Annotated in this window: 26 protein-coding genes; 4 read left to right on the forward strand and 22 right to left on the reverse strand. The window is 60.7% G+C overall.

Annotation, left to right across the window (positions count from 1 at the left end):
• Positions 1–113: 113 nt before the first annotated feature.
• Complete coding sequence (gene phaP, locus U0029_RS03365; RefSeq protein ID WP_114852713.1) at positions 114–692, forward strand: TIGR01841 family phasin; 579 nt, start codon at positions 114–116, stop codon at positions 690–692.
• Between the two features lie 240 nt (positions 693–932).
• On the opposite strand, the gene U0029_RS03370 is transcribed toward phaP, so the two are convergent.
• Genes U0029_RS03370 through U0029_RS03390 form a run of 5 tightly spaced genes read right to left on the reverse strand, consistent with a single transcriptional unit; the run spans position 933 to position 5,035 of the window.
• The gene (locus tag U0029_RS03370; protein WP_012418395.1) at positions 933–1,982 is read right to left on the reverse strand and encodes a quinone-dependent dihydroorotate dehydrogenase; all 1,050 of its coding nucleotides are present in this window, start codon (positions 1,980–1,982) and stop codon (positions 933–935) included.
• Positions 1,983–2,011: 29 nt separating this feature from the next.
• Positions 2,012–2,734: an arginyltransferase gene (locus tag U0029_RS03375; RefSeq protein WP_012418394.1), complete on the reverse strand. Its 723-nt coding sequence runs from the start codon at positions 2,732–2,734 to the stop codon at positions 2,012–2,014.
• A 36-nt stretch (positions 2,735–2,770) separates the two neighbouring features.
• Positions 2,771–3,523 carry a leucyl/phenylalanyl-tRNA--protein transferase gene (gene aat / locus U0029_RS03380; RefSeq protein WP_012418393.1) on the reverse strand — a complete coding sequence of 251 codons (753 nt, stop codon included), beginning with the start codon at positions 3,521–3,523 and terminating at the stop codon, positions 2,771–2,773.
• Complete coding sequence (locus U0029_RS03385) at positions 3,520–4,101, reverse strand: NUDIX hydrolase (RefSeq protein WP_012418392.1); 582 nt, start codon at positions 4,099–4,101, stop codon at positions 3,520–3,522. Before U0029_RS03385 ends, aat begins: the two co-directional genes overlap by 4 nt.
• A 10-nt stretch (positions 4,102–4,111) precedes the next feature.
• Positions 4,112–5,035, reverse strand: coding sequence for a LysR family transcriptional regulator (locus tag U0029_RS03390; RefSeq protein ID WP_162790394.1), 924 nt, complete (start codon positions 5,033–5,035; stop codon positions 4,112–4,114).
• A gap of 117 nt (positions 5,036–5,152) precedes the next feature.
• Here U0029_RS03390 and U0029_RS03395 point away from each other — a divergent pair, with 117 nt between their 5' ends.
• Positions 5,153–5,557 (forward strand): DoxX family protein, encoded by a 405-nt coding sequence (locus U0029_RS03395; RefSeq protein WP_012418390.1) that lies wholly within the window; start codon positions 5,153–5,155, stop codon positions 5,555–5,557.
• On the opposite strand, the gene U0029_RS03400 is transcribed toward U0029_RS03395, so the two are convergent.
• The 12 genes from U0029_RS03400 to U0029_RS03450 all read right to left on the reverse strand — a co-directional run bounded on the left by U0029_RS03400 (position 5,554) and on the right by U0029_RS03450 (position 13,857).
• Complete coding sequence (locus U0029_RS03400) at positions 5,554–6,102, reverse strand: DUF2946 family protein (RefSeq protein ID WP_012418389.1); 549 nt, start codon at positions 6,100–6,102, stop codon at positions 5,554–5,556. The genes U0029_RS03395 and U0029_RS03400 overlap by 4 nt on opposite strands.
• Before the next feature lie 275 nt (positions 6,103–6,377).
• Positions 6,378–7,295 (reverse strand): tyrosine-type recombinase/integrase, encoded by a 918-nt coding sequence (locus tag U0029_RS03405; RefSeq protein WP_370510837.1) that lies wholly within the window; start codon positions 7,293–7,295, stop codon positions 6,378–6,380.
• Positions 7,187–7,540, reverse strand: coding sequence for a helix-turn-helix domain-containing protein (locus U0029_RS17250; protein WP_119537695.1), 354 nt, complete (start codon positions 7,538–7,540; stop codon positions 7,187–7,189). Before U0029_RS17250 ends, U0029_RS03405 begins: the two co-directional genes overlap by 109 nt.
• Positions 7,541–7,764: 224 nt before the next feature.
• Complete coding sequence (locus U0029_RS03410) at positions 7,765–7,971, reverse strand: hypothetical protein (protein WP_114852968.1); 207 nt, start codon at positions 7,969–7,971, stop codon at positions 7,765–7,767.
• On the reverse strand, positions 7,971–8,189 hold the full coding sequence (locus U0029_RS03415; RefSeq protein ID WP_114852967.1) for a hypothetical protein: 219 nt from the start codon (positions 8,187–8,189) through the stop codon (positions 7,971–7,973). The genes U0029_RS03410 and U0029_RS03415 overlap by 1 nt, the downstream gene beginning before the upstream one ends.
• Positions 8,186–9,346 (reverse strand): hypothetical protein, encoded by a 1,161-nt coding sequence (locus U0029_RS03420; protein ID WP_114852966.1) that lies wholly within the window; start codon positions 9,344–9,346, stop codon positions 8,186–8,188. Before U0029_RS03420 ends, U0029_RS03415 begins: the two co-directional genes overlap by 4 nt.
• Positions 9,343–10,245 (reverse strand): recombination-associated protein RdgC, encoded by a 903-nt coding sequence (locus tag U0029_RS03425; RefSeq protein WP_114852965.1) that lies wholly within the window; start codon positions 10,243–10,245, stop codon positions 9,343–9,345. The genes U0029_RS03420 and U0029_RS03425 overlap by 4 nt, the downstream gene beginning before the upstream one ends.
• A gap of 408 nt (positions 10,246–10,653) precedes the next feature.
• Positions 10,654–11,670, reverse strand: coding sequence for a recombination protein RecT (gene recT / locus U0029_RS03430; RefSeq protein WP_115600668.1), 1,017 nt, complete (start codon positions 11,668–11,670; stop codon positions 10,654–10,656).
• A gap of 11 nt (positions 11,671–11,681) precedes the next feature.
• On the reverse strand, positions 11,682–12,536 hold the full coding sequence (locus U0029_RS03435) for a PD-(D/E)XK nuclease-like domain-containing protein (protein ID WP_114852960.1): 855 nt from the start codon (positions 12,534–12,536) through the stop codon (positions 11,682–11,684).
• Positions 12,537–12,539: 3 nt separating this feature from the next.
• Positions 12,540–12,725, reverse strand: coding sequence for a hypothetical protein (locus U0029_RS03440; protein WP_114852959.1), 186 nt, complete (start codon positions 12,723–12,725; stop codon positions 12,540–12,542).
• Complete coding sequence (locus U0029_RS03445; RefSeq protein WP_114852958.1) at positions 12,722–13,009, reverse strand: hypothetical protein; 288 nt, start codon at positions 13,007–13,009, stop codon at positions 12,722–12,724. Before U0029_RS03445 ends, U0029_RS03440 begins: the two co-directional genes overlap by 4 nt.
• Positions 13,010–13,098: 89 nt before the next feature.
• Positions 13,099–13,857 (reverse strand): phage antirepressor N-terminal domain-containing protein, encoded by a 759-nt coding sequence (locus U0029_RS03450; RefSeq protein ID WP_114852957.1) that lies wholly within the window; start codon positions 13,855–13,857, stop codon positions 13,099–13,101.
• Positions 13,858–14,173: 316 nt separating this feature from the next.
• On the opposite strand from U0029_RS03450, the gene U0029_RS03455 reads away from it, so the two are divergent.
• Complete coding sequence (locus U0029_RS03455; RefSeq protein WP_114852956.1) at positions 14,174–14,365, forward strand: integrase; 192 nt, start codon at positions 14,174–14,176, stop codon at positions 14,363–14,365.
• Positions 14,366–14,412: 47 nt separating this feature from the next.
• The gene (locus tag U0029_RS03460) at positions 14,413–14,799 is read left to right on the forward strand and encodes a CCDC90 family protein (protein WP_114852955.1); all 387 of its coding nucleotides are present in this window, start codon (positions 14,413–14,415) and stop codon (positions 14,797–14,799) included.
• On the opposite strand, the gene U0029_RS03465 is transcribed toward U0029_RS03460, so the two are convergent.
• From U0029_RS03465 to U0029_RS03485, 5 genes are all read right to left on the reverse strand, one after another.
• Positions 14,800–14,925 carry a hypothetical protein gene (locus U0029_RS03465; RefSeq protein WP_012416097.1) on the reverse strand — a complete coding sequence of 42 codons (126 nt, stop codon included), beginning with the start codon at positions 14,923–14,925 and terminating at the stop codon, positions 14,800–14,802.
• Positions 14,922–15,407 carry an HNH endonuclease gene (locus tag U0029_RS03470; RefSeq protein WP_114852954.1) on the reverse strand — a complete coding sequence of 162 codons (486 nt, stop codon included), beginning with the start codon at positions 15,405–15,407 and terminating at the stop codon, positions 14,922–14,924. The genes U0029_RS03465 and U0029_RS03470 overlap by 4 nt, the downstream gene beginning before the upstream one ends.
• On the reverse strand, positions 15,404–15,688 hold the full coding sequence (locus U0029_RS03475) for a hypothetical protein (RefSeq protein ID WP_114852953.1): 285 nt from the start codon (positions 15,686–15,688) through the stop codon (positions 15,404–15,406). Before U0029_RS03475 ends, U0029_RS03470 begins: the two co-directional genes overlap by 4 nt.
• Before the next feature lie 100 nt (positions 15,689–15,788).
• Positions 15,789–16,115, reverse strand: a complete 327-nt coding sequence (locus tag U0029_RS03480) for a hypothetical protein (protein WP_039052263.1) — start codon at positions 16,113–16,115, stop codon at positions 15,789–15,791.
• Positions 16,116–16,752: 637 nt separating this feature from the next.
• Positions 16,753–17,544, reverse strand: a complete 792-nt coding sequence (locus U0029_RS03485; protein WP_119536246.1) for an OB-fold protein — start codon at positions 17,542–17,544, stop codon at positions 16,753–16,755.
• Positions 17,545–17,644 lie beyond the last annotated feature (100 nt).

Here is a 17,644-nt window from a genome sequence, read left to right on the forward strand (position 1 = left end):
TTGTGCGTTGCAGCAAACGAGGAGGGCGGTCTGTGCCACCGCGCCCGTTTGGCAGTAGGTTCCCAGCTTCATAAAAGTTGGCGCTACCCAAATTACCGTGAAGGAGAATCCGCATGACCGCCATCCCCCAACAAGTTCTGGCCCGCCAGAAATCCGCCTTGCAAACCCTGGTCGCTGCCCAGACCGCCGTGTTCGGTGGTTTTGAGAAACTGGTTGATTTGAACCTGAAGGTGGTCAAGGCGACGCTGGACGAAGTGGCTCAGAAGTCGCAGCAAGCCGTTGAGTTGAAAGATGTCCAGGATGCTGCCTCCTTCACCTCCGCCTTGGTGCAGCTCAGCGCCGAAAAGGCCCTGGCTTACGGCAAGCACGTGTATGACATCATCAATACCGTGCAGGCCGATCTGGCCAAGCTGGCCGAAGCGCAGATCGCCGAAGGCCAACAGCATGTCCAGGAGGCCGTCGAGCAGTTCTCCAAGAACGCCCCGAATGGTTCTGAAAGCGCCGTTGCTCTGCTGAAGTCCTCGCTGGCTACGGCTAACAATGCCTATGAATCGCTGACCAAGGCTGCCAAGCAGGCCGCCGAGGTCGCCGAGTCCAACCTGAACGCCGCCGCGAGTGCAACGTTCAAGGCGGCCTCGGATGCCGCTGATGTTGCCACCAAGGCTGCCGGTCGCACGCGCCGCGCCACTTGATGTCGGTGGTTCACCTTGGGTCTTAATCCATCAGGGTTTTGACCCATTACGGTCTGTGCTTTAGCGCATCTTGAGGGTGTTGTTGTCTTGATGGGCTTGTTGCGCAGACCGTGTCTGTAGTACCTTTGAGTGACAGAGCAGAGCTGGAAATTAGGGCCACCCACCGGGTGGCCTTTTTTTGTATTTCCATGCCGCGTGGCGCGTTGCGCCGATAGCGGCGCTTGCGAAAAGAAAAGCCCCTTATCTGGCCGTGTTCTTGAGCGTGCCGACGCATTCGCCGACTAGGGCGGGGCCGCGGTAAATCAGGCCGGTGTAAAGCTGCACGGCATCGGCGCCGGCGGCGATTTTTTCGCGCGCCTGCTGGCCTGACAGAATGCCGCCCACGCCAATGATGGCCAGCGCGGAGCCCACGCGCTGGCGCAGGCGTTCGATAACGGCCAAGGACAGCTCGTGCACCGGTGCGCCCGACAGACCGCCGGTTTCGGCGGCATGGGGCATGCCCTGCACGGCCTCACGCGACAAGGTCGTATTGGTGGCGATGACGCCGTCCACGCCATTGCTCAACAGTGTGTCGGCAATGATGTCGATCTGCTCTTGGCTGAGATCGGGCGCGATTTTCACGACCAGCGGCACCTGACGCGCATGTTGCTGCGCCAGTTCGGCGCGCTTGTCGCGCAGCGCAGCCAGCAATTGCGAGAGCTCGTCACCGCCTTGCAGCGCACGCAGGTTCTTGGTGTTGGGCGAAGAAATATTGACCGTGACGTAATCCGCATGAGGATAGACGCCAGCCAGGCCGATCAGGTAGTCATCGGCGGCGCGTTCGATCGGCGTGTCCGCGTTTTTGCCGATATTCAGGCCCAGGATGCCGCCCTGGCTGCGAAAACGGCTGCGTGTCACATTGGCCAGGAAGGCATCCAGCCCCTGGTTGTTGAAACCCAGGCGATTGATGAGTGCATTGGCCTTGGGCAGGCGGAACATGCGCGGTTTGGGGTTGCCGGATTGGGCGCGGGGCGTGACGGTGCCGACCTCGACAAAACCAAAGCCCAGATTGCCTAGTGCATCAATGAAGGCGCCGTTTTTGTCCAGTCCGGCCGCCAGCCCCACGGGGTTGCGCAAGGTCATGCCCATCAGTGTCGTCGGCAACTGGGGTTGATCGTGCAGCCAGCGCCGCGTGGTGCCACAGTCATAGGCGCGTTGCAGGCTCGCGAGGGTGACTTCGTGGGCGGTTTCCGCGTCCATGGCGAAGAGCGCCGGGCGGGCCAGGGGGTAGGCATTGAAGAGGATAGACATGAGACGGAATTGTATGCGAGCCGGCGGCTTTACTCCGGGGCGGTCCATTGGCCGTCGATATAGCGCTCTTGGGGCAGAAAGCCTGCCTTGTAGGCCATTTTGCGGCTGTCTTTGATCCAGTAGCCGAGATAGAGCCAGGGTAGTTCCAGCATGCGGCATTGCTCGATCTGCCACAGAATGCTGTAGGTGCCCAGGCTGCCAGCCAGTTCGGGATCGTAAAAGGTATAGACCGAGGACAGGCCATCGTCGAGCACATCGATGATGGACACCATGACTAACTGGCCTTCGGGCTGGCGGAACTCCACCAGCCGGGTATTGACGCGTGAGGTCAGCAGAAACTGCGCGTATTGGCTGCGGCTGTCATCGTCCATGCCGCCGCCCGGATGGCGGCCCTGCTGATAGCGCGTGTAGAGCGAATAATGTTCCGGCGACCAGGCCAGCTCAGCCACAAAGGCGCGCAGACCCTGGTGCGCTTTCCAGGCACGTCGCTGGCTGCGGTTGGGGGTGTAATTCACGCTATCGACCCGCACCGGGATACAGGCCTGACAGTTATCGCAATGGGGGCGGTAGGTGAACAGGCCGCTGCGCCGGAAACCCTGCTGCACCAGTTGGCAATAGGTGTCGGCGTTGATCAGGTGTCCTGGCGCGGCAACCTGCGAGCGAGCCTGACGTTCTGGCAGATAGCTGCAAGGGTAAGGCGCGGTCGCGTAGAACTGCAGCGTTGAGAAGGGAAGTTCTTTGAGCTGGCTCATGCAAAAGCAGGGCTGGCGCGATGCGGAGCTCCCATATTAACGCTGATTGGCGCTATCCACGATGTCGCCCGCATGCCGTAATACCCCGACGCGCCAGGGGGGCGCAGGTTTTGCCAGCACCCTGGCGACATGTTGCAGAAATTGGGCGCGGGGCAGCGGCCGCGCACCCAGGCTGGCCAAGTGCCGCGTCTGTTGCTGGCAGTCTATCCAGTCGACTTCGTGACGGGTCAGAAAGGCCACGAGATAGGCCAGGGCGATTTTCGAGGCGTCGGTGGCATGGGCGAACATGGATTCGCCAAAGAACATACCCCCCAGACTGATGCCGTACAGGCCGCCCACCAAGTGATCGTCTATCCAGGTTTCGATGCTGTGCGCTTGCCCTTGCTCATGCCAGGCGCAGTAAGCGGCCTGCACTTCCGGTGTGATCCAGGTGCCCGCCTGCCCATCGCGTCTACCCGCGCAGGCGGCCATCACGCGGGCGAAGGCGGTATCGACGCGGACTTGTATCCGCGTGTCGCCAGCCTGTTCGGCACGTGCGAGACGGCGCAGTGTCTTGCGCAGTGAGTGTGAGGGGGCGAAGTCGGCGCAAGCCAGGACCATACGGGGGTCGGGGCTCCACCATAGCAAGGGCTCACCCTCTGAATACCAGGGGAAGATGCCCTTGGCGTAGGCGGCGCGCAGCCGGTCCGTGTTGAGCTCGCCGCCAGCAGCCAGGAGGCCATTCGGTTCCTTCAGAGCCTGCTCTGCCGGCGGAAACGGCGTATCGGCCTCAAGCCAGGGGATTCTCAAGATATGCTGTGCGAGGCGAGCGTGTAATGGTGGGTCGGAAAGACGCCCTGACGGCGATCCCGCAAATAGCGCTCCAGCGTGGTCGCTACCGTGCGAAAGGCCAGGTCGCTCCAGGGAATTTCGGCTTCGTCGAAAAAGCGGGCTTCCAGGCTTTCAGGGCCAGGGTTCAACTCTGGGCCGAGAACCTCGGCCAGATAAAAGAGATGCACCTGTTCTATCTGGGGGACATCAATAATGGTGTAGAGCTGTCCCAGATGAATCTGCGCTCCGGATTCCTCAAGGGTTTCGCGGCCCGCACCCTGAGCGGTGCTTTCACCCAGTTCCATAAAGCCAGCCGGCAGCGTCCAGCTGTTGTAACGCGGCTCGATGGCGCGGCGGCATAGCAGGATGCGACCCTCCCAGACGGGGACGGTGCCGACCACCATGCGCGGATTCTGATAGTGAATGGCCCCGCAGTGATCACAGACGTCACGTTCACGGTTATCACCCTCGGGCACGCGATGGTGAATGGGGCTGCCGCACTGGCCGCAGAAATTGGCGCGACGTGGGGCCGGGAAGTAGTGAAGGGGAGCGCTCATGGTCTCGATTCTACCGGTTGCGTCCGTTGCCAGCAGAAGAACTTTGCGTCGCATGGCCGAAATGCGCTTCGAGGTGTTCAACGAAAGAGCGCACCGTGGGTGAAAGCAGCCGGCGGTGAGGGTAGACCATCATCATGGTGATGACCGGACGCCGGTAATCCGGCAGTACCGGCACAAGGCGTCCTGCGCGCAGATCGTCTCCGATCAGGAAGTCCGGCTGCAAAATAATGCCATGTCCGGCCAGGGCGGCGGTGCGCAACACGTCGCCGTTATTGGCCCGCATGGAGGGCGTGATGCGCACCAATGTGGTTTGCCCGTCTTTCTCGAACACCCAATCAGTGCCGCTGCTGGCATAGCTGTAATGCAGGCATTGGTGTTGGCGCAGTGCTTCGGGTTGGGCGGGCGTGCCGTGCCGCGCCAAATAGGAAGGCGCAGCACATACCTGCAGCGTCTGTGGCGCCAGAGGCCTCGCCACTAGGGACGAGTCGGTCAAGGGGCCGATGCGCACGGCGACGTCGTAGCCGTCTTGCACCAGGTCGACCACACGGTCGTTCAGATCGAGATCGATGACCACGTCCGGGTAGCGCTGCAGATAGTCGGCGACCGCCGGGCCCAGATGCAGCACGCCGAAAGAGACTGGGGCCGAGATGCGCAAACGGCCAGTGGGCTGGCTGCTCTGGGCCCGCAAAGCGAGGTCGATGTCGGCCAGTTCGCTGAGCAAAGGGCGGATGCGTTCATAAAAGGCGCGACCTGCATCCGTCAGATTCAGTTTGCGCGTGGTGCGGTTGAGCAGCCGCACCCCGTATTTTTCTTCCAGATAGGCAATTTGCCGCGTGACAACCGAGCGCGCCAATCCGGCGCGCTCGGCCGCTGCGGCGAAAGAGCCCAGTTCTACGACCCGGGCGAAGGTCTGCATGGCGCTGTAGGTGTCCATACTATTCCTGTTTCGGCAATAACCATTTGCGATTTTCGCGGTTTATTTCGACTTTTGGAATCGACAGAATGCGCCCATCGCCCAATTCGCGATGTGAAGTTTTTTCTGGAGTCACCCATGATCGACAACCGCACTGCGCCCTATGCCGCCTTGCTTCTGCGCCTGATGCTGGGCGTGATGTACCTAGCCCACGGTCTGACCAAGCTGCTCGTGTTCACCCTGCCCGGCACCGCGCAGTTTTTTGCCAAAATCGGTTTCGCCGGCTGGTTAGCCTATCCGGTGACCTTTTTTGAGATCGGCGCCGGCATCTTCCTGATTCTGGGGGTTCTGCCGCGTTGGGTTGCGGCACTGGCCTTTATCCAACTGCTGGTGGCCTCGTCGGTGCATTTCGGCAATGGCTGGGGCTTTAGCCGTCCCAACGGCGGCTGGGAATATCCGGTTTTCCTCGCCTTGTCGGCCGCTGTTCTGGTCTTGTTGGGCGATGGCAAATTCGCCTTGGTCCGTAGCGGCCGCCGCGCCTAATCGGCGCAAAAACCGAGCAGGCCGGGCAGTTCGCCGGCCTGCGCCTGCCGCAGCCTGGCCTGCCCGCCCGGGCCTTGCACGGTCTGCGGGAGGTCCAGCCCTGCATCCAGCAATGGACGGCCATCGGGCAAGGACAGCCGATCCAAAAGGGCGGCCAGATCCCGGTCATCGACCAGCGCGGGTCCCAGATCCGTATCCGCCCAAAGCTGGCCGGACTCATCCAGCCACCATGTCTGCACCTGCCGTACCGGCAGATGATTGTGCGTGATCAGGCCTGTGGCCTGGTCGTCCAGACGCAGCACATAGGGTGCGCCCTCCAGCCTGACGTACACCCGCTGCGGCCCGTTCTGAAAAAACCAGCGGCCGTTTTCATCTGATGCATAGTTGCGATCTATGAAGGCCAGGATCTGCGGATTGCCAATGGCCTCGGCCTCACCCTGGTTGGGGTGCAGCCGCCAGCGGCCGCGTTTGTCCAGGGACAGCCAGCCGTATACGGCGGGGACATTGGGCCAGCGCTGCAAGGCCTCGATAACGGATTGATCCATGGCGTAAGTATCGCTGATAGCCGCCTGTTGAGTCAGGGCGGGTCTGTCAGGGTGGGTCTGTTCGGCCCAAACGGCGAGCGCCTGGCGGGGCCGGCGCTCAGAAACGAACAAGGCCCACATTGCTGTGGGCCTTGTTGAATTTGGAGGCGCAAGCCGGAATCGAACCGACGTACACGGATTTGCAATGCGGTGTGACTGTACGGGTATACAGCGTTCCCCCAGTGGGCGCCCCCCCTTAAATCCACGCCAAAACGACCGCAAAACCCAGGGCAGTGTCAGGATTTTCCCATACGCTTTTGGGAGATTGCGCCCAGGGCGTCAGCTAGGTTTTCGGTGGACAAGTGCGAGTACCGTGCCGTGGATCGTGCGCTCTTGTGGCCTAGCACTTTGCCCACTGTGTAGAGCGGCGTGCCTGCCTGGACCATGGCGCTGGCGGTTGAGTGCCGTAAATCGTGAAAGTGCAGGCCTGGCCTATTCACGGCCTCGGCCGCCTTCCGGAACCAGATCATCATAGACCGATAGCTGATCTTCGGCGGTAGGTGCCTGCTCGCGTATCGGGCAATTTTTGGCAGCATGGGCACGACCCTTCTGTCGCCGTTTTTTGTATCTTCGAGGACGAATCGCCCTGGCTCGACCCTGGCGGCCCAGATCTCACCTTTTCGCATGCCAGTATAAAACGCGATCAGGATCAGTGCGCGCGCTGGCCGACGTTTGCAAGCCCTGGCCAACTGCAGGGCCTGTCGCCTGGTCAGGTACTCATGCCGCTCATTTCGCACTTCCGGCATGGCCAGATGCTGCCCAGGATCTGGCATGTTAAGCCGTTTCGTTTTCCAGTAAAAACGGCAGGCTGCGCGTAGCAATACGATGCGTTGCCTGACTGTCGCGGGCGCCAGTCTTTTCAGACCGGCTTCAGTGATTTTTTCGCAAACTTCGGATAAATCACTGAAGCGTTTGCCCTCGTAATACTCGAACACTGCTGCCAGATGCCCCATGGCCGTGGCATGCGATTTCAGCTCGGATTTCTTTTCTAGGTAGGTCTGTACCGCCGCTTCGATCAACGGGGACTCCTGCTTGATCCCTTGGGCTATCGCGTAGAGGCGGCTGCTTTCCTCCCGGTCGAATGCGTCTGCCTGAGCTTGACTCCATGCTTTTGGAAGAAGTTTCGTAGCCCGGACGCGCCGGCCGGAGATAATGCGGTCGAACTCAAAGCGATATCGACGGCGGCTTTTATCGAAGTAGATCGACATGAGTTTTCGTATTCCTCAACGTCAGAGGATTGAAATCGGATTTGGCGGCCTACCCGGTAGCATGGGATTGGGCCTCCTGGTGCGGCTAGGCGCCGTGCCGTGTTGGGGCTGATCCGCAACCTAACCGCCACATCGGCGGGCGTAAGAATAGCCATATCGCCTCCAAAACAAAGCCCGCATCTGGCGGGCATTGGTGTGTTGCTCGATGGTTGACCGCTTGCATCAGCGGCAATGCCTTTGTCGTTTGTTTGCCCGCAGGAGCGGGGCCGCACCTGCAATTGCGCCGATGATTATTGCGAGGGGTAGTGCCAAGAGGTAAAGGGCAGCCATGTTGTTTTGTCCTTGTTTTATGCGAGGGGCCTCCAAGCATTACAAGTGGTGTCCAGCATTCGCTGGATAGCGTCATCGATCATGATCAGCAGTGCTCGTCCGCGACGATGCCGGTGGGTGCGGTCCCAACCATTAGAGAATTTCGAATGGTTGGGAGGCGCAGCTTCTCCAGAACGGCGGATTCGATGGCGCGGGCGAATTTGGTCAGCGCATACGGGTCGCGCTGCTCGTGGCCGAATAGCTGCAGAATCTCCGCATCCGTGAGTACGGTCTGTTTGATGTTGGGGGTCATCAGTCTGCCCTCGCTATTTCGTTGATCGTGTAATGGAGGTCATCCAGGCTCACGCAGGGATCGCCCTCAAAGGCTTTGTCGGCCTCGCTTGCGATCACTTCGGACTCCTCGTGACTGAGGCCGCGCAGCCAGCGGCAACCCAGATATACCTGGCCCCAGAGGTTGGGGGCTGCCAGTGCGGTATCGGCCAGCCCAGGGCATGTGGTGTTGGGGGTCATGCTGTCTCTCCTTCGCCCTGCTTGGCGACAATTGCGTCGAGCTCGTCAAGCGCCAGACACAGCGCAGCAGCTAAATGTGACGGCACGGAAACACCCAAGCTTTCATCACCGGACTCAAAGCTTGCGTCCATAGCCGCCCTGGCGTTTTCGATGACGCCCCAAGCCAGCGCATCCCGCGCATCTGCGGCAGTGCTGGCCTGGGGCGCGGCATTGAGCGGTTCCGTCTTGCTGTCGTCGATCAGATCCCGCATTACGTCCGCCCGGTGCCAGCCAAGGTACTTCACTGGCAGATCGCCGGACGCGATTCGCTCCTGAATGAAGTCGGTCTTGTCTAACCATTCATCCAAAGCGGCGTTCACCTCCCCGGCTACAGGGGCTAGGGTGCCACCCGTATATCCAGTATTGGCGCGGCTTTCCGGCCGGTTCTGGGTCGATTGGGCGCCATTCTCCCCGGCTACAGGGGCGCTTGCCAGGGCGGCACGGTAGTTCTTGGCAATATTGGATAACACCGTCTCTGCGGACTTGCTCCATGACTGTTTGTCCGTGGGGTTTGATGCCGACGCTTTACAGTAAAGCTGATCACCGTAAGCTTTGACCAGATCAACGTGGTTCTGGATCGCCGCCCGCTCATCGCCCACAAGGGCGCGCTCGTCTGCGGCAGGGGGAGCGGCTGGCTTCGGGGTTCGCTTTCGCGCTCCGTCCCATGAATCAGATCCATCGTCAACCAAGCGGGGAGCCTTCTTCGCCACCGGCTCCGCGCTCACAGCAGTGGCGGCGGGGCGGCTGGCGCGGTCGTAGCGTTGAGAGCGGAGCTGCATAAGAACGTGGCGCTCAAGACCGACCCAAGCGCTCTTCGCCTGGGCCGGTCCGATTTGTCGCTGTTCGGCCCAATGGAAGGCTGCGTCAAGAATGCGCTGTGCGCTGAAACGCAGGCTTTCGTCCATCTCCCCAGGATGCCCGGATAACTGGACAGTGGCTTCAGTATCCGCCCCAGGGCTGGGCGCTGCCGCCAGCATGGCAGCGTAGGCGTCCTGCATTTCGTGATCGTCGATTGCCCGGCTCTTGCTGTACCACGCCTCGGCAAAGGCGATGGACATATCGAGGGTCATTTCGGCCGGAACCAGACGCCAGCCGTGAGGGATAGCTTGATTGGTCATGTGCTTTCCTTCTCGCCACCAAGGGCGTCGATCAGATCGGCCAGCAGCCTTGCCAGCTCGCCGGTCATAAGGGCGAAGTCAGAGTCAAAACGCTCGTCGGCGTTGGCGCCCAGGTCGTCGGGCCGCTCCTTGAGCACGTCCAGCGGCGTCACGCGCTTGATATCCAGGGATTCGGTCAGCACGAAAGACACGCGATCAGCCCAGGTCATGGCAAGGCGGGTGCATTGCTTGCCTGACTGGATATGCCTGCGGGCGTCGTCTGTGTCGATGCTGTGCTTGACGTAGCGCACGGCGGCGCGGCTTTCGCCCGAGGCGCGCAGCTCGGTGTCCTGGTCAATGGTGAAGTTGGCCGGGGCTTCGTCCTCTGCCAGCCAGCCGGTCATGGCTGCGGCGGGCGACTGCGCGACGTAGAGATTTTCCAGCGGCAGCGGGTCAACGGTCTTAACCAGCAGGCCTATTACCTCATCTGCGCGGGCGCTGGATGCCGCGTCGATCACCAGCCAGCGGTGCTGTGTGTCGATCCACACCCGCGTATCGCGGTAGACGGACAGGGCGCGGGGTAGCAGTTCTTCGGTGACGCGCTCCTTGATTTCTTTCATCTGCTTGCGGCCGGGCTTGTAGCCCTCCTGCTCTTCGATTTCCTGAGCGCGGGCGCGGGCCACTTGATTCACGACGGTGGACGGCAGCAGCTTCTTTTCAGAGCGCAAGACCAGCAGGATTTGCCCATTCAAGACATGAGCGAACAGGCCAGTATCGCGGGGCGATACCCAGCCCAGGCGCTGCATTTCGAGGTTATTTCCGGGCTGGTAGGCATGCTTGGCCAGCGCAGCTTCGAGCGTTTCGCCCAGGCACGACCAAGCGCCCGAAAGGCGGTAAACCTTTAGGTTTTTGAACCACATAATGCAGACCTCTACGGCTGTTGTTCGGTGAGTTGGTAAACGGTTCGGCCTGTCAGCAGGTCGGTGTCTTTGTAGGCAACTTGCAAAAATGAATACCCTTGCCGGGCAGCCAGCCGCGCCCAATCAATCGCAAACTGCGGCGCGCTGTATTCGGCGCTTAGTTCAACTTGGGGGGGCAGCAAGCGCGCGTGCCCGCGCTTTCTCGATACGCAGCGCATGGGCCTCGGGGGTTGTGCGGCGCTTCAGGCGGCGCTCCTGGGCGCTCACTTGGGTTGATATGAGTTGATCTATCCGCCCAGGGCGGACACCTAAGACGACAAATCCAGGCATATCGGGACTCCAGGTGGGAAGAGGGGGAGGGCAGCGCCAGTAGATGGCCTCCGTTGGTTGTGGCGCCGCCCTGGGGGATCAGTCCGCCGAGGTCAGCTCGGCGCGGCGGTTCTGGTAGGCGCGTTGCAGTGCGTCGTAATGCTCATCCGGGGCATCGCGCAGGCTGTCGCCAACCAGGTCGAGCGCGTCGAGGCTTGCCGCGTCTGCGATCTGCTGGAACAGGGGGGAGGGGTCGTAGGTGATCGCCGCCGGCGCGGCGTCGTCATCACCCGGTGCGGGCGTGATGTATTCGCCCTCCAGAACGTTGTCCAGTGCTTGCGATTCGCCGCGAGCGTTCAGCTCGTCCAGTGCGGCGGCGTTGGCCAGCTCAATGCTGACAGGCAGATATTTAAAGAGGCGGCGCAGCACGGTCTTGCGGCCCATCTCTGCAAAGTGCGCACCCCAGGGGCTAGCGTCGGTCTTTTTGGCCCGTACGGCCTGCTGCCAGCCTTGCGAGGCGTTGCGAATCTCGATGATCTGCTGCTCGCTCATCACCTCGAAGGCGTGGCCGCCACCGACCAGCTTGGCGACTGCATAGAAAGCGATGATGGCGCCGCGTTCGCCCATGGCCGGCTTGTGCTCCAGCTTTTCATCCAGGCCGTAGGCATATTCAAAATGATCGTTCTCGTGTACGGCATGGGCGGCGATGCTCACGATCTGGCCGGATCGGCGGGCGAGGTCGATCAGTCCCTTGTAGCCCAGGACAATCTGAACCTCGATCTTGTCTGTCACCCAATCATTCCCTTGCTTGCGGCGCTTCTCGAAGGGGATCAAGTAGGCGTGGCCAAGGGGGGTGTTCGGCTCCAGACCAAGCTGCGAGCACTGCACAACCGCGCCCATCAAGGATTCGACCGTGCAACCCATCAGCTTCGGCGTGGTGCGTAGCGCGCCCAGTGCGATTTTCAGCATACGGTCGGCGCTGACGTGGCGCGGTAGCACGGCGGCCAGCGTGGACTTTTGGGAATCAAAAAATGCCTTTACCTGGCCGATGCCGGCCTGCGAGGCGACCATCTTGGATGTTTTCTTGAGGTCAGCGAGGGAGGTGGTTTGCGACATGGTTGGTCCTGTCATTCGTCGTTGAATGCCCAGTTGGGCAGGGATGCGAGGTGGACACCCTGGCCGAAACCGGGCCAGTTGCCCGAGGTCAGGCATTCGGCATAGGTGCTGAGATTGCGGCGATAGTCGCGGCGCCCCTGGTCCTGGCTTCGCGGATCGAGCATCACGGCGCTGGCGGCGAACGGCCAGGCATCCTGGACGGCAACAAAGATGAAGGCCAGCACGGTCTTACCGCTGGCAGCCGCGTAGCCGTCCGTATAAAAGGCGTCTTGGACGTGGTACCGCTTTCGGGCGATCTGGTGCGAAAACTCATGTGGGCTTGCATCGCTGAAGGTTTTCACGTCCAGCAAGATCACGCCGGACTCGCCCGCCGGGTGGCACCAGTCAGGGCGGCACCGACACAGGACGCCGGTTTCCTGGTCGATCCAGTAGGCGGATGATTCGGCCACGCCAGCGGCCAGCGCCTCGGCCACGTCCGGCAGGCGGCGCACGGCTTCGGCCTGCCGCATTGCCGTCTCTCTCTGGTCTGGCTTGATGCCGATGACGCCAGCGGGTAGCGCCGCCTCGAAGGCTTTCCATTCCTTAGTCGAACGGGTCACATCCGGGCCGACTGCGTACCGCTTGGCAAATTCTTCAGGCTCCAGAATTGCGCAGTGCGCAAGCTGGCCCTCCAGCTGGCCCTTACGCTCCGGCTCAGGCGGGCGCACCGGGTTCAGGGTCAGGTCATAGAAATTGGCCGGCGAGACATTGATGCGATCAAGGCCCGTTTTGCTGATACCTGGGCCGCCGTGGTACTGCTCAATCGGCTGGCCTTCGATCACGCACGGGGCATCAATCAGGCGGGTGGCTTCGGTGATGGCGTTCATGTCTCAATCCTTAGCCGCATACGCGGTCTTGCCGCAGCCTTCGCAGGCGGTGAGGGTGGATGGGTGGGCGTCGAGGGTCGGGCCGATCAGCCCAGTGGCCATCGCCAGCGCGGCGACCATGGCGGCGTATCCGGCCAGGTCGAGGTCCAGGCGCTTGGCGTGCAGGTAGGCGAGGGCGCGGCGGATCATGCATGTATCTCCCGGCCCTCGGCGTGGGCCTTGCCCATGAGGAGCCGTGCGATGCCGATAAGATCGGCGCGCAGTTCGCGTTGTGTTTGGGTTACGTATTCTGGTACCGGCGTTGTGCTGAGAGCCGTTAATGCGATCCGGCACAGCGCGTCATGGCCTCCGTCGATAATGGCATCCGCCCACCACTCACGGTCTTGACCGAAAGCGATGTCGGCCTCTCCAGCAAATAGCTCATACAGTGCGTCGATAATCTGCTGGTCAGTTAGCTCGGGGTAATGCAGCATGATTTCTCCAGGCAAAGGGAGTCCGACCCGCATCGCAAGGGATGCGGGGGACAGGGGTGAGTCAGTGGTGGGTTAAAGGCCAGCCGGCACTACCAATGCGTGGTGTGCAGTGCCTTGAGGTGCTCGCCTGCTTGGTCACGGGAGCGGCAAGCGGCGTCGGCGATCCCGTTCAAGTAACTGAATAGGTTCCGAATTTTCGTGATGTACTCATGGGCCAAGGCATCGCCGAGGTCGCCGTCTGCAATCAGGTTGAGCACGAGATCATCGCGCAGCAGTTGGTGATGGCCGTTGACGGCGCCGAACGCGATGCGTCGGCGCAGATGCTCACGGATGAGTACAAATGCCTCGCCAGCGAGGACGCCCGCGCGCGCATTCAGTGCAGCTTGGATGTGCTCAGGTAGCTCGATGGTGAGGTCTGACTGGCCAGAGAGCAGCAGGGCGCGCACGTCGATGCGGGGAGTGCTGGGAGTGGCTGCTTTTTGCTGCCATGCGTCCCACAGAATATCGTCGGCTTCGTTCTGGTACGTGATGACTTTCTCGCGCAATTCAGGCCGGACCTTGTTTGGGCTGATGGTCATCAGCCAGCCAGGCAGCTTGCGAAGTGGTAGGCAGACAGCTTCCTGATTGCCGCCGTTTGAAGGGATCATCAAAATGGTGATGCCCCAGCGTTTCTCTGCGGCAGCCAACTTCCGGTGTTGTGGTTGCCACGCCATACCCATGCCTTCAACAACAGGTTTCATGGGGACGTAGGGCTGACCGTTGTGTTCTACAACGAGCAGTACAGCACCGTGGAAAGGAACTTCAATGGGAGAAACGTCGAGCGCCAGGGCGCATTGCGATTGAGACATAGCATGACTCTCCGTACAGCGGTAGATAACCCGCTTCCCGACTGCAATCGGGGTGGGCGGGGACCGTGTGGGTTGCAGTACCGGGTACGGACCGGCGAGGGGTTTCCCCCTCCCCACACGGCCCGCCCGTAGGGAGGTGCCATGCTGCGGACGAAAAAATAGCCACAAAACTTCTGTGGCGGCTCATCCGCCGTACTCCGGGACTGCAATCCCGAATCACTGATGTTTCAGTGATGCGGGCAAGGTAGCGCAGTGCCAGCCGGAAGTCAAGTGGGTTAAAATCGCTCGCGATGCATCAATTCAGAGGGCCAGCACCATGACAATCATGATTTCCGAGGTTTACGAGGCGTTTCGCGCTGCCGGGGTGCCGGAGGACAAAGCTCGCAAAGCGGCCGAGGCGATGAGCGCGGAAACGTTGGCGACTAAGACGGATGTAGCGATTCTCAAATGGATGGTGGGCTTCAATCTTGCCTTTACCATGGCCATGCTTTGGAAGATATTTAGCTAGATTGCGCCGCCATTTGGGATGGCTACAATCGGGGCAAAGGAGTGACCATGAGCATTGTTACATTTGACACCCTGAAGTTTGTCGAGACCTTGGAAAAGGCCGGTGTTAGCCGTGAGCAAGCGTCTGCTATGGCGACTGCTGTGCGTGATTCGCACGAGGGCGCGGAGCTGGCGACGAAGGCCGATCTGCGGGAAGTGCGGGTGGAAATGCAGCAGTACGAGTCGGCCATCCGCTCCGATCTAGAGAAGCTGGAACTTAGCCTGCGCAACGACATGGAGAAGCTGGAGACCGGGTTGCGGCATGAGATCAGCAGCGTGCGCCAAGAGATCAACAGCGTGCGCCAAGAGTTCAACGGCAAGTTTCAGCTGATGCAATGGACGCTCGGCGTTGTGGTGGCGGGCGTAATGGCGCTGATCCTGAAGGCGTTTTTCTGATCAAGCGGCATCCTTAGCCAGGTCGATCAGCCTGCGCTCGATGCGCTGGCGTAGATCGCCACGGTTGTGCCCCAGGTAGCGTTCGTCACGAGGAAACGCCGGGCCGCCGTCGTTGATCTTGGTCATGGCTGCTCCCTTGATTGGTCGCGTATGCGGATTTTCTCCATCGCGCTCAGGTGGCCTGCTCGCGCATTGCATGCCTTGTGGGCCAGTACCAGATTGCTGATGTGGTTCGGGCCACCGTGGGCAACCGGTACCAAATGCTCGGCGCTGCGGTCATCGTCGGATGTGTGCTCATGGCAGAAAAAGCAGCGGTCGCCGTCTCGCTCCAGCAGGGTGCGGATCAGCGGGCTGACCTTGGCCCTCTTTGTCCGGACGCCAGCGTCCCAGGCCATCGCGCCTTTGTAAGCGCTCCAGGCCGCTAAGGCTTGGCCGGTGAAAGTAGTGCTGCCTTTGGCATTGCTGTAGATGATCGCCACGCCCGATGCGCAGTCGAAACGCACCAGCTCCCATTCACTTGTCGGGCGAAGCACCTGGGCACCGCGAGCTACGAGCCATTCGAGGAACTTGGGGCGGGCGGCTTCAACCTGCTTTCGGCTCGGGGTCATGGCTGCCCCCCGGTGGCTTTGGCGATTGCGGCGCGATTCTCGGCAATCTGAGCCTCAACCTCGCTCTGCGGCCGTTGCTCATGCAACATCGCTGTCAAGAGACTCTGCGTTTCTTGCAGCGCCTCCAACAGATCGGGCGCGGCGGCGAGCACCTTTGCATCGTCTAGCCCTGGCTCTTCGGTAAAGACGCAAACTACGCTGCCATCAGCCGCGATCAGTTCGCCGCAATAGCCTGGCTCGTAGTCGTAACGCCACGGACCCTTCGTATGTTTCGTCGTCATACCGCCTCTCTCAGAAACGCCATAGCGCGATCACCGGCCAGGGCCATTGGGTAAGCGGCAGCAAGGCCGCACAAGATGAAAAGGGTGGATTGCAGGGCGGTCACTGGCTGCGCTCCGAAAGCTCAAGCAGCCGGGCCTCGATGCGCTGGCGGATCTCGTCGCGGTTAACACCAACGCCTAGGGCGATGAGCGCCTGGGTGTCTGCATCTGCCCGAACGACGTGGTTAAACACATCCTCCAGGTACTCGGTGGCGTGGCGCCCGAAGGCGTAGCCATCCAGCTTGATAGCCCGGTAGATGACCTGAAGGCGCTGGGTTTCGGTAAGAGGGAGCGTTTCGCAGAGCGTGGAGCCAGCGCCCAATGGAACGCGGCGGGAGGTCGGGGTGGGCTCAACAACAACCCTCCCGCCTTGCATGGTCACTTGCATGTTGAACTCCGAATAAGGAGCAGCACCCGGTCTCACTCACGGCCAGCCGCCACCACGCTGACTGCGCAATCAAGCGGTATGGGCGGGGAGGCTTGGAGGGGGAGGGGTGCTGCGAAAGAGGGGTGATGGTGTTCATCGGTCTGCGCTCTCTCTGGAAAGCGCAGGCAGATGAATCCGCGCCAGCCAAGAAACCACGATGGCTTGGCGCGGGCTGCCGACTTGCACGGCGTACTCCGGTTGGCCCGGAATGTCGTCGCCCTGATGCGCTCAGGGCAGGCGGTGCCGAGATTCCAATCGGCGTGACCGTTTCCGTTTTTGGCCGTCTACGCCTCACCCGTTTCACCGTGTACCGCGCTTGGCGGACTGGATACGGCAGGGATGCCGCGCAGAGCTACGGCCATGCCCGTAGGTGCGATTGAGCCGGACGAACACCCCACAGGTAGGGTGAGCAACATCGGCTAGCGGGTTGTTAAAGAGCGTTTGCGCTATCCCTTGCTGGCCTTGGCCTAAGCGGTGGGTGAGTGCATGGGATGAATAGTAGCAATCGCTACGCATCGATGCAATAGCAAAAGCTACGCTTTTTTGTAACAGGCGAAAAAAAGCCCCGCTCTAAGGCGGGGCGATCTGCGCTAGCGCATTACTTGGCCAATGATATTCCGGCCAGTTTCAATGTTTCCATCGCCTTGAGAATCCCTTCCTTTGCGCCCGGCGCCTTCATGGCGGTTTTCACATTTTTTAAGCAGGCGGCTGCATTTGGGCCGCAGGAGTCGCCCTTGATGGTGCTAGCCGCATAAATTGAAATGGCGAGTAATTGTTGCGCCGACTCGTCGCTGCCAAGGCCTTTAAGCACGCGGTCTACCCTGCGCGTCAATTTGGTGGCCTCCTCGTCCGCGACGGCGCGTGCGGGCCTGCAATCGTCCAGCATGGGGATCGTAATGGTCGCGCCTGCGCCGGTGCAGATCAGTGAAACGGATTGCCCTTTTTTCGCACTTGCTGCGAAATCCAGGGCGCTTTTATGCAGCCTTGCGTGTGGTGATGATGGTTGCGTACCAAGCGCGAGGTATGGCGCTCCGCCTATGCCGGAGTTGATGCTGCCGATTTTTCCGTTGATCAAAAGTGGTTTCTTTTTGAACCGCTTATCGGCTGCCACTTCATTATCGGAGTACGCCTTCGCTAATTCCGAGGCGGTAGTGTCGGTCAGGCCCATCCGCTCGCCAAGCAGGCTGTCGTTGCCAGAGGCAAGGTTGTTGGCGTCATCATCAACAAGCGTCTTGAAGACGCTGTATTCAAGTTTCGAAAGCTCGTATCGATGTGATTTTCCTGCGGAAAACTCGCTAACCACTTTCTCTTGCGCTGATGCTGCCATGGGTGACAGCACGAGCGTCGCGCCGAATAATGCAAGTCCTAACTGATTGCGGGGGAGTTTCACGTCTCACGTCCTTCTATTGGCTGTAGGTGGCCTGATTGTAAAGCCGTGTATAAGGACTTCACATTGCCCTGCTTGTCTTGAATTTCAACTTCCTGCGCAT

Origin of the sequence: Bordetella avium, from assembly GCF_034424645.1 — a bacterium.
Classification (GTDB): Bacteria; Pseudomonadota; Gammaproteobacteria; order Burkholderiales; family Burkholderiaceae_B; genus Bordetella; species Bordetella avium.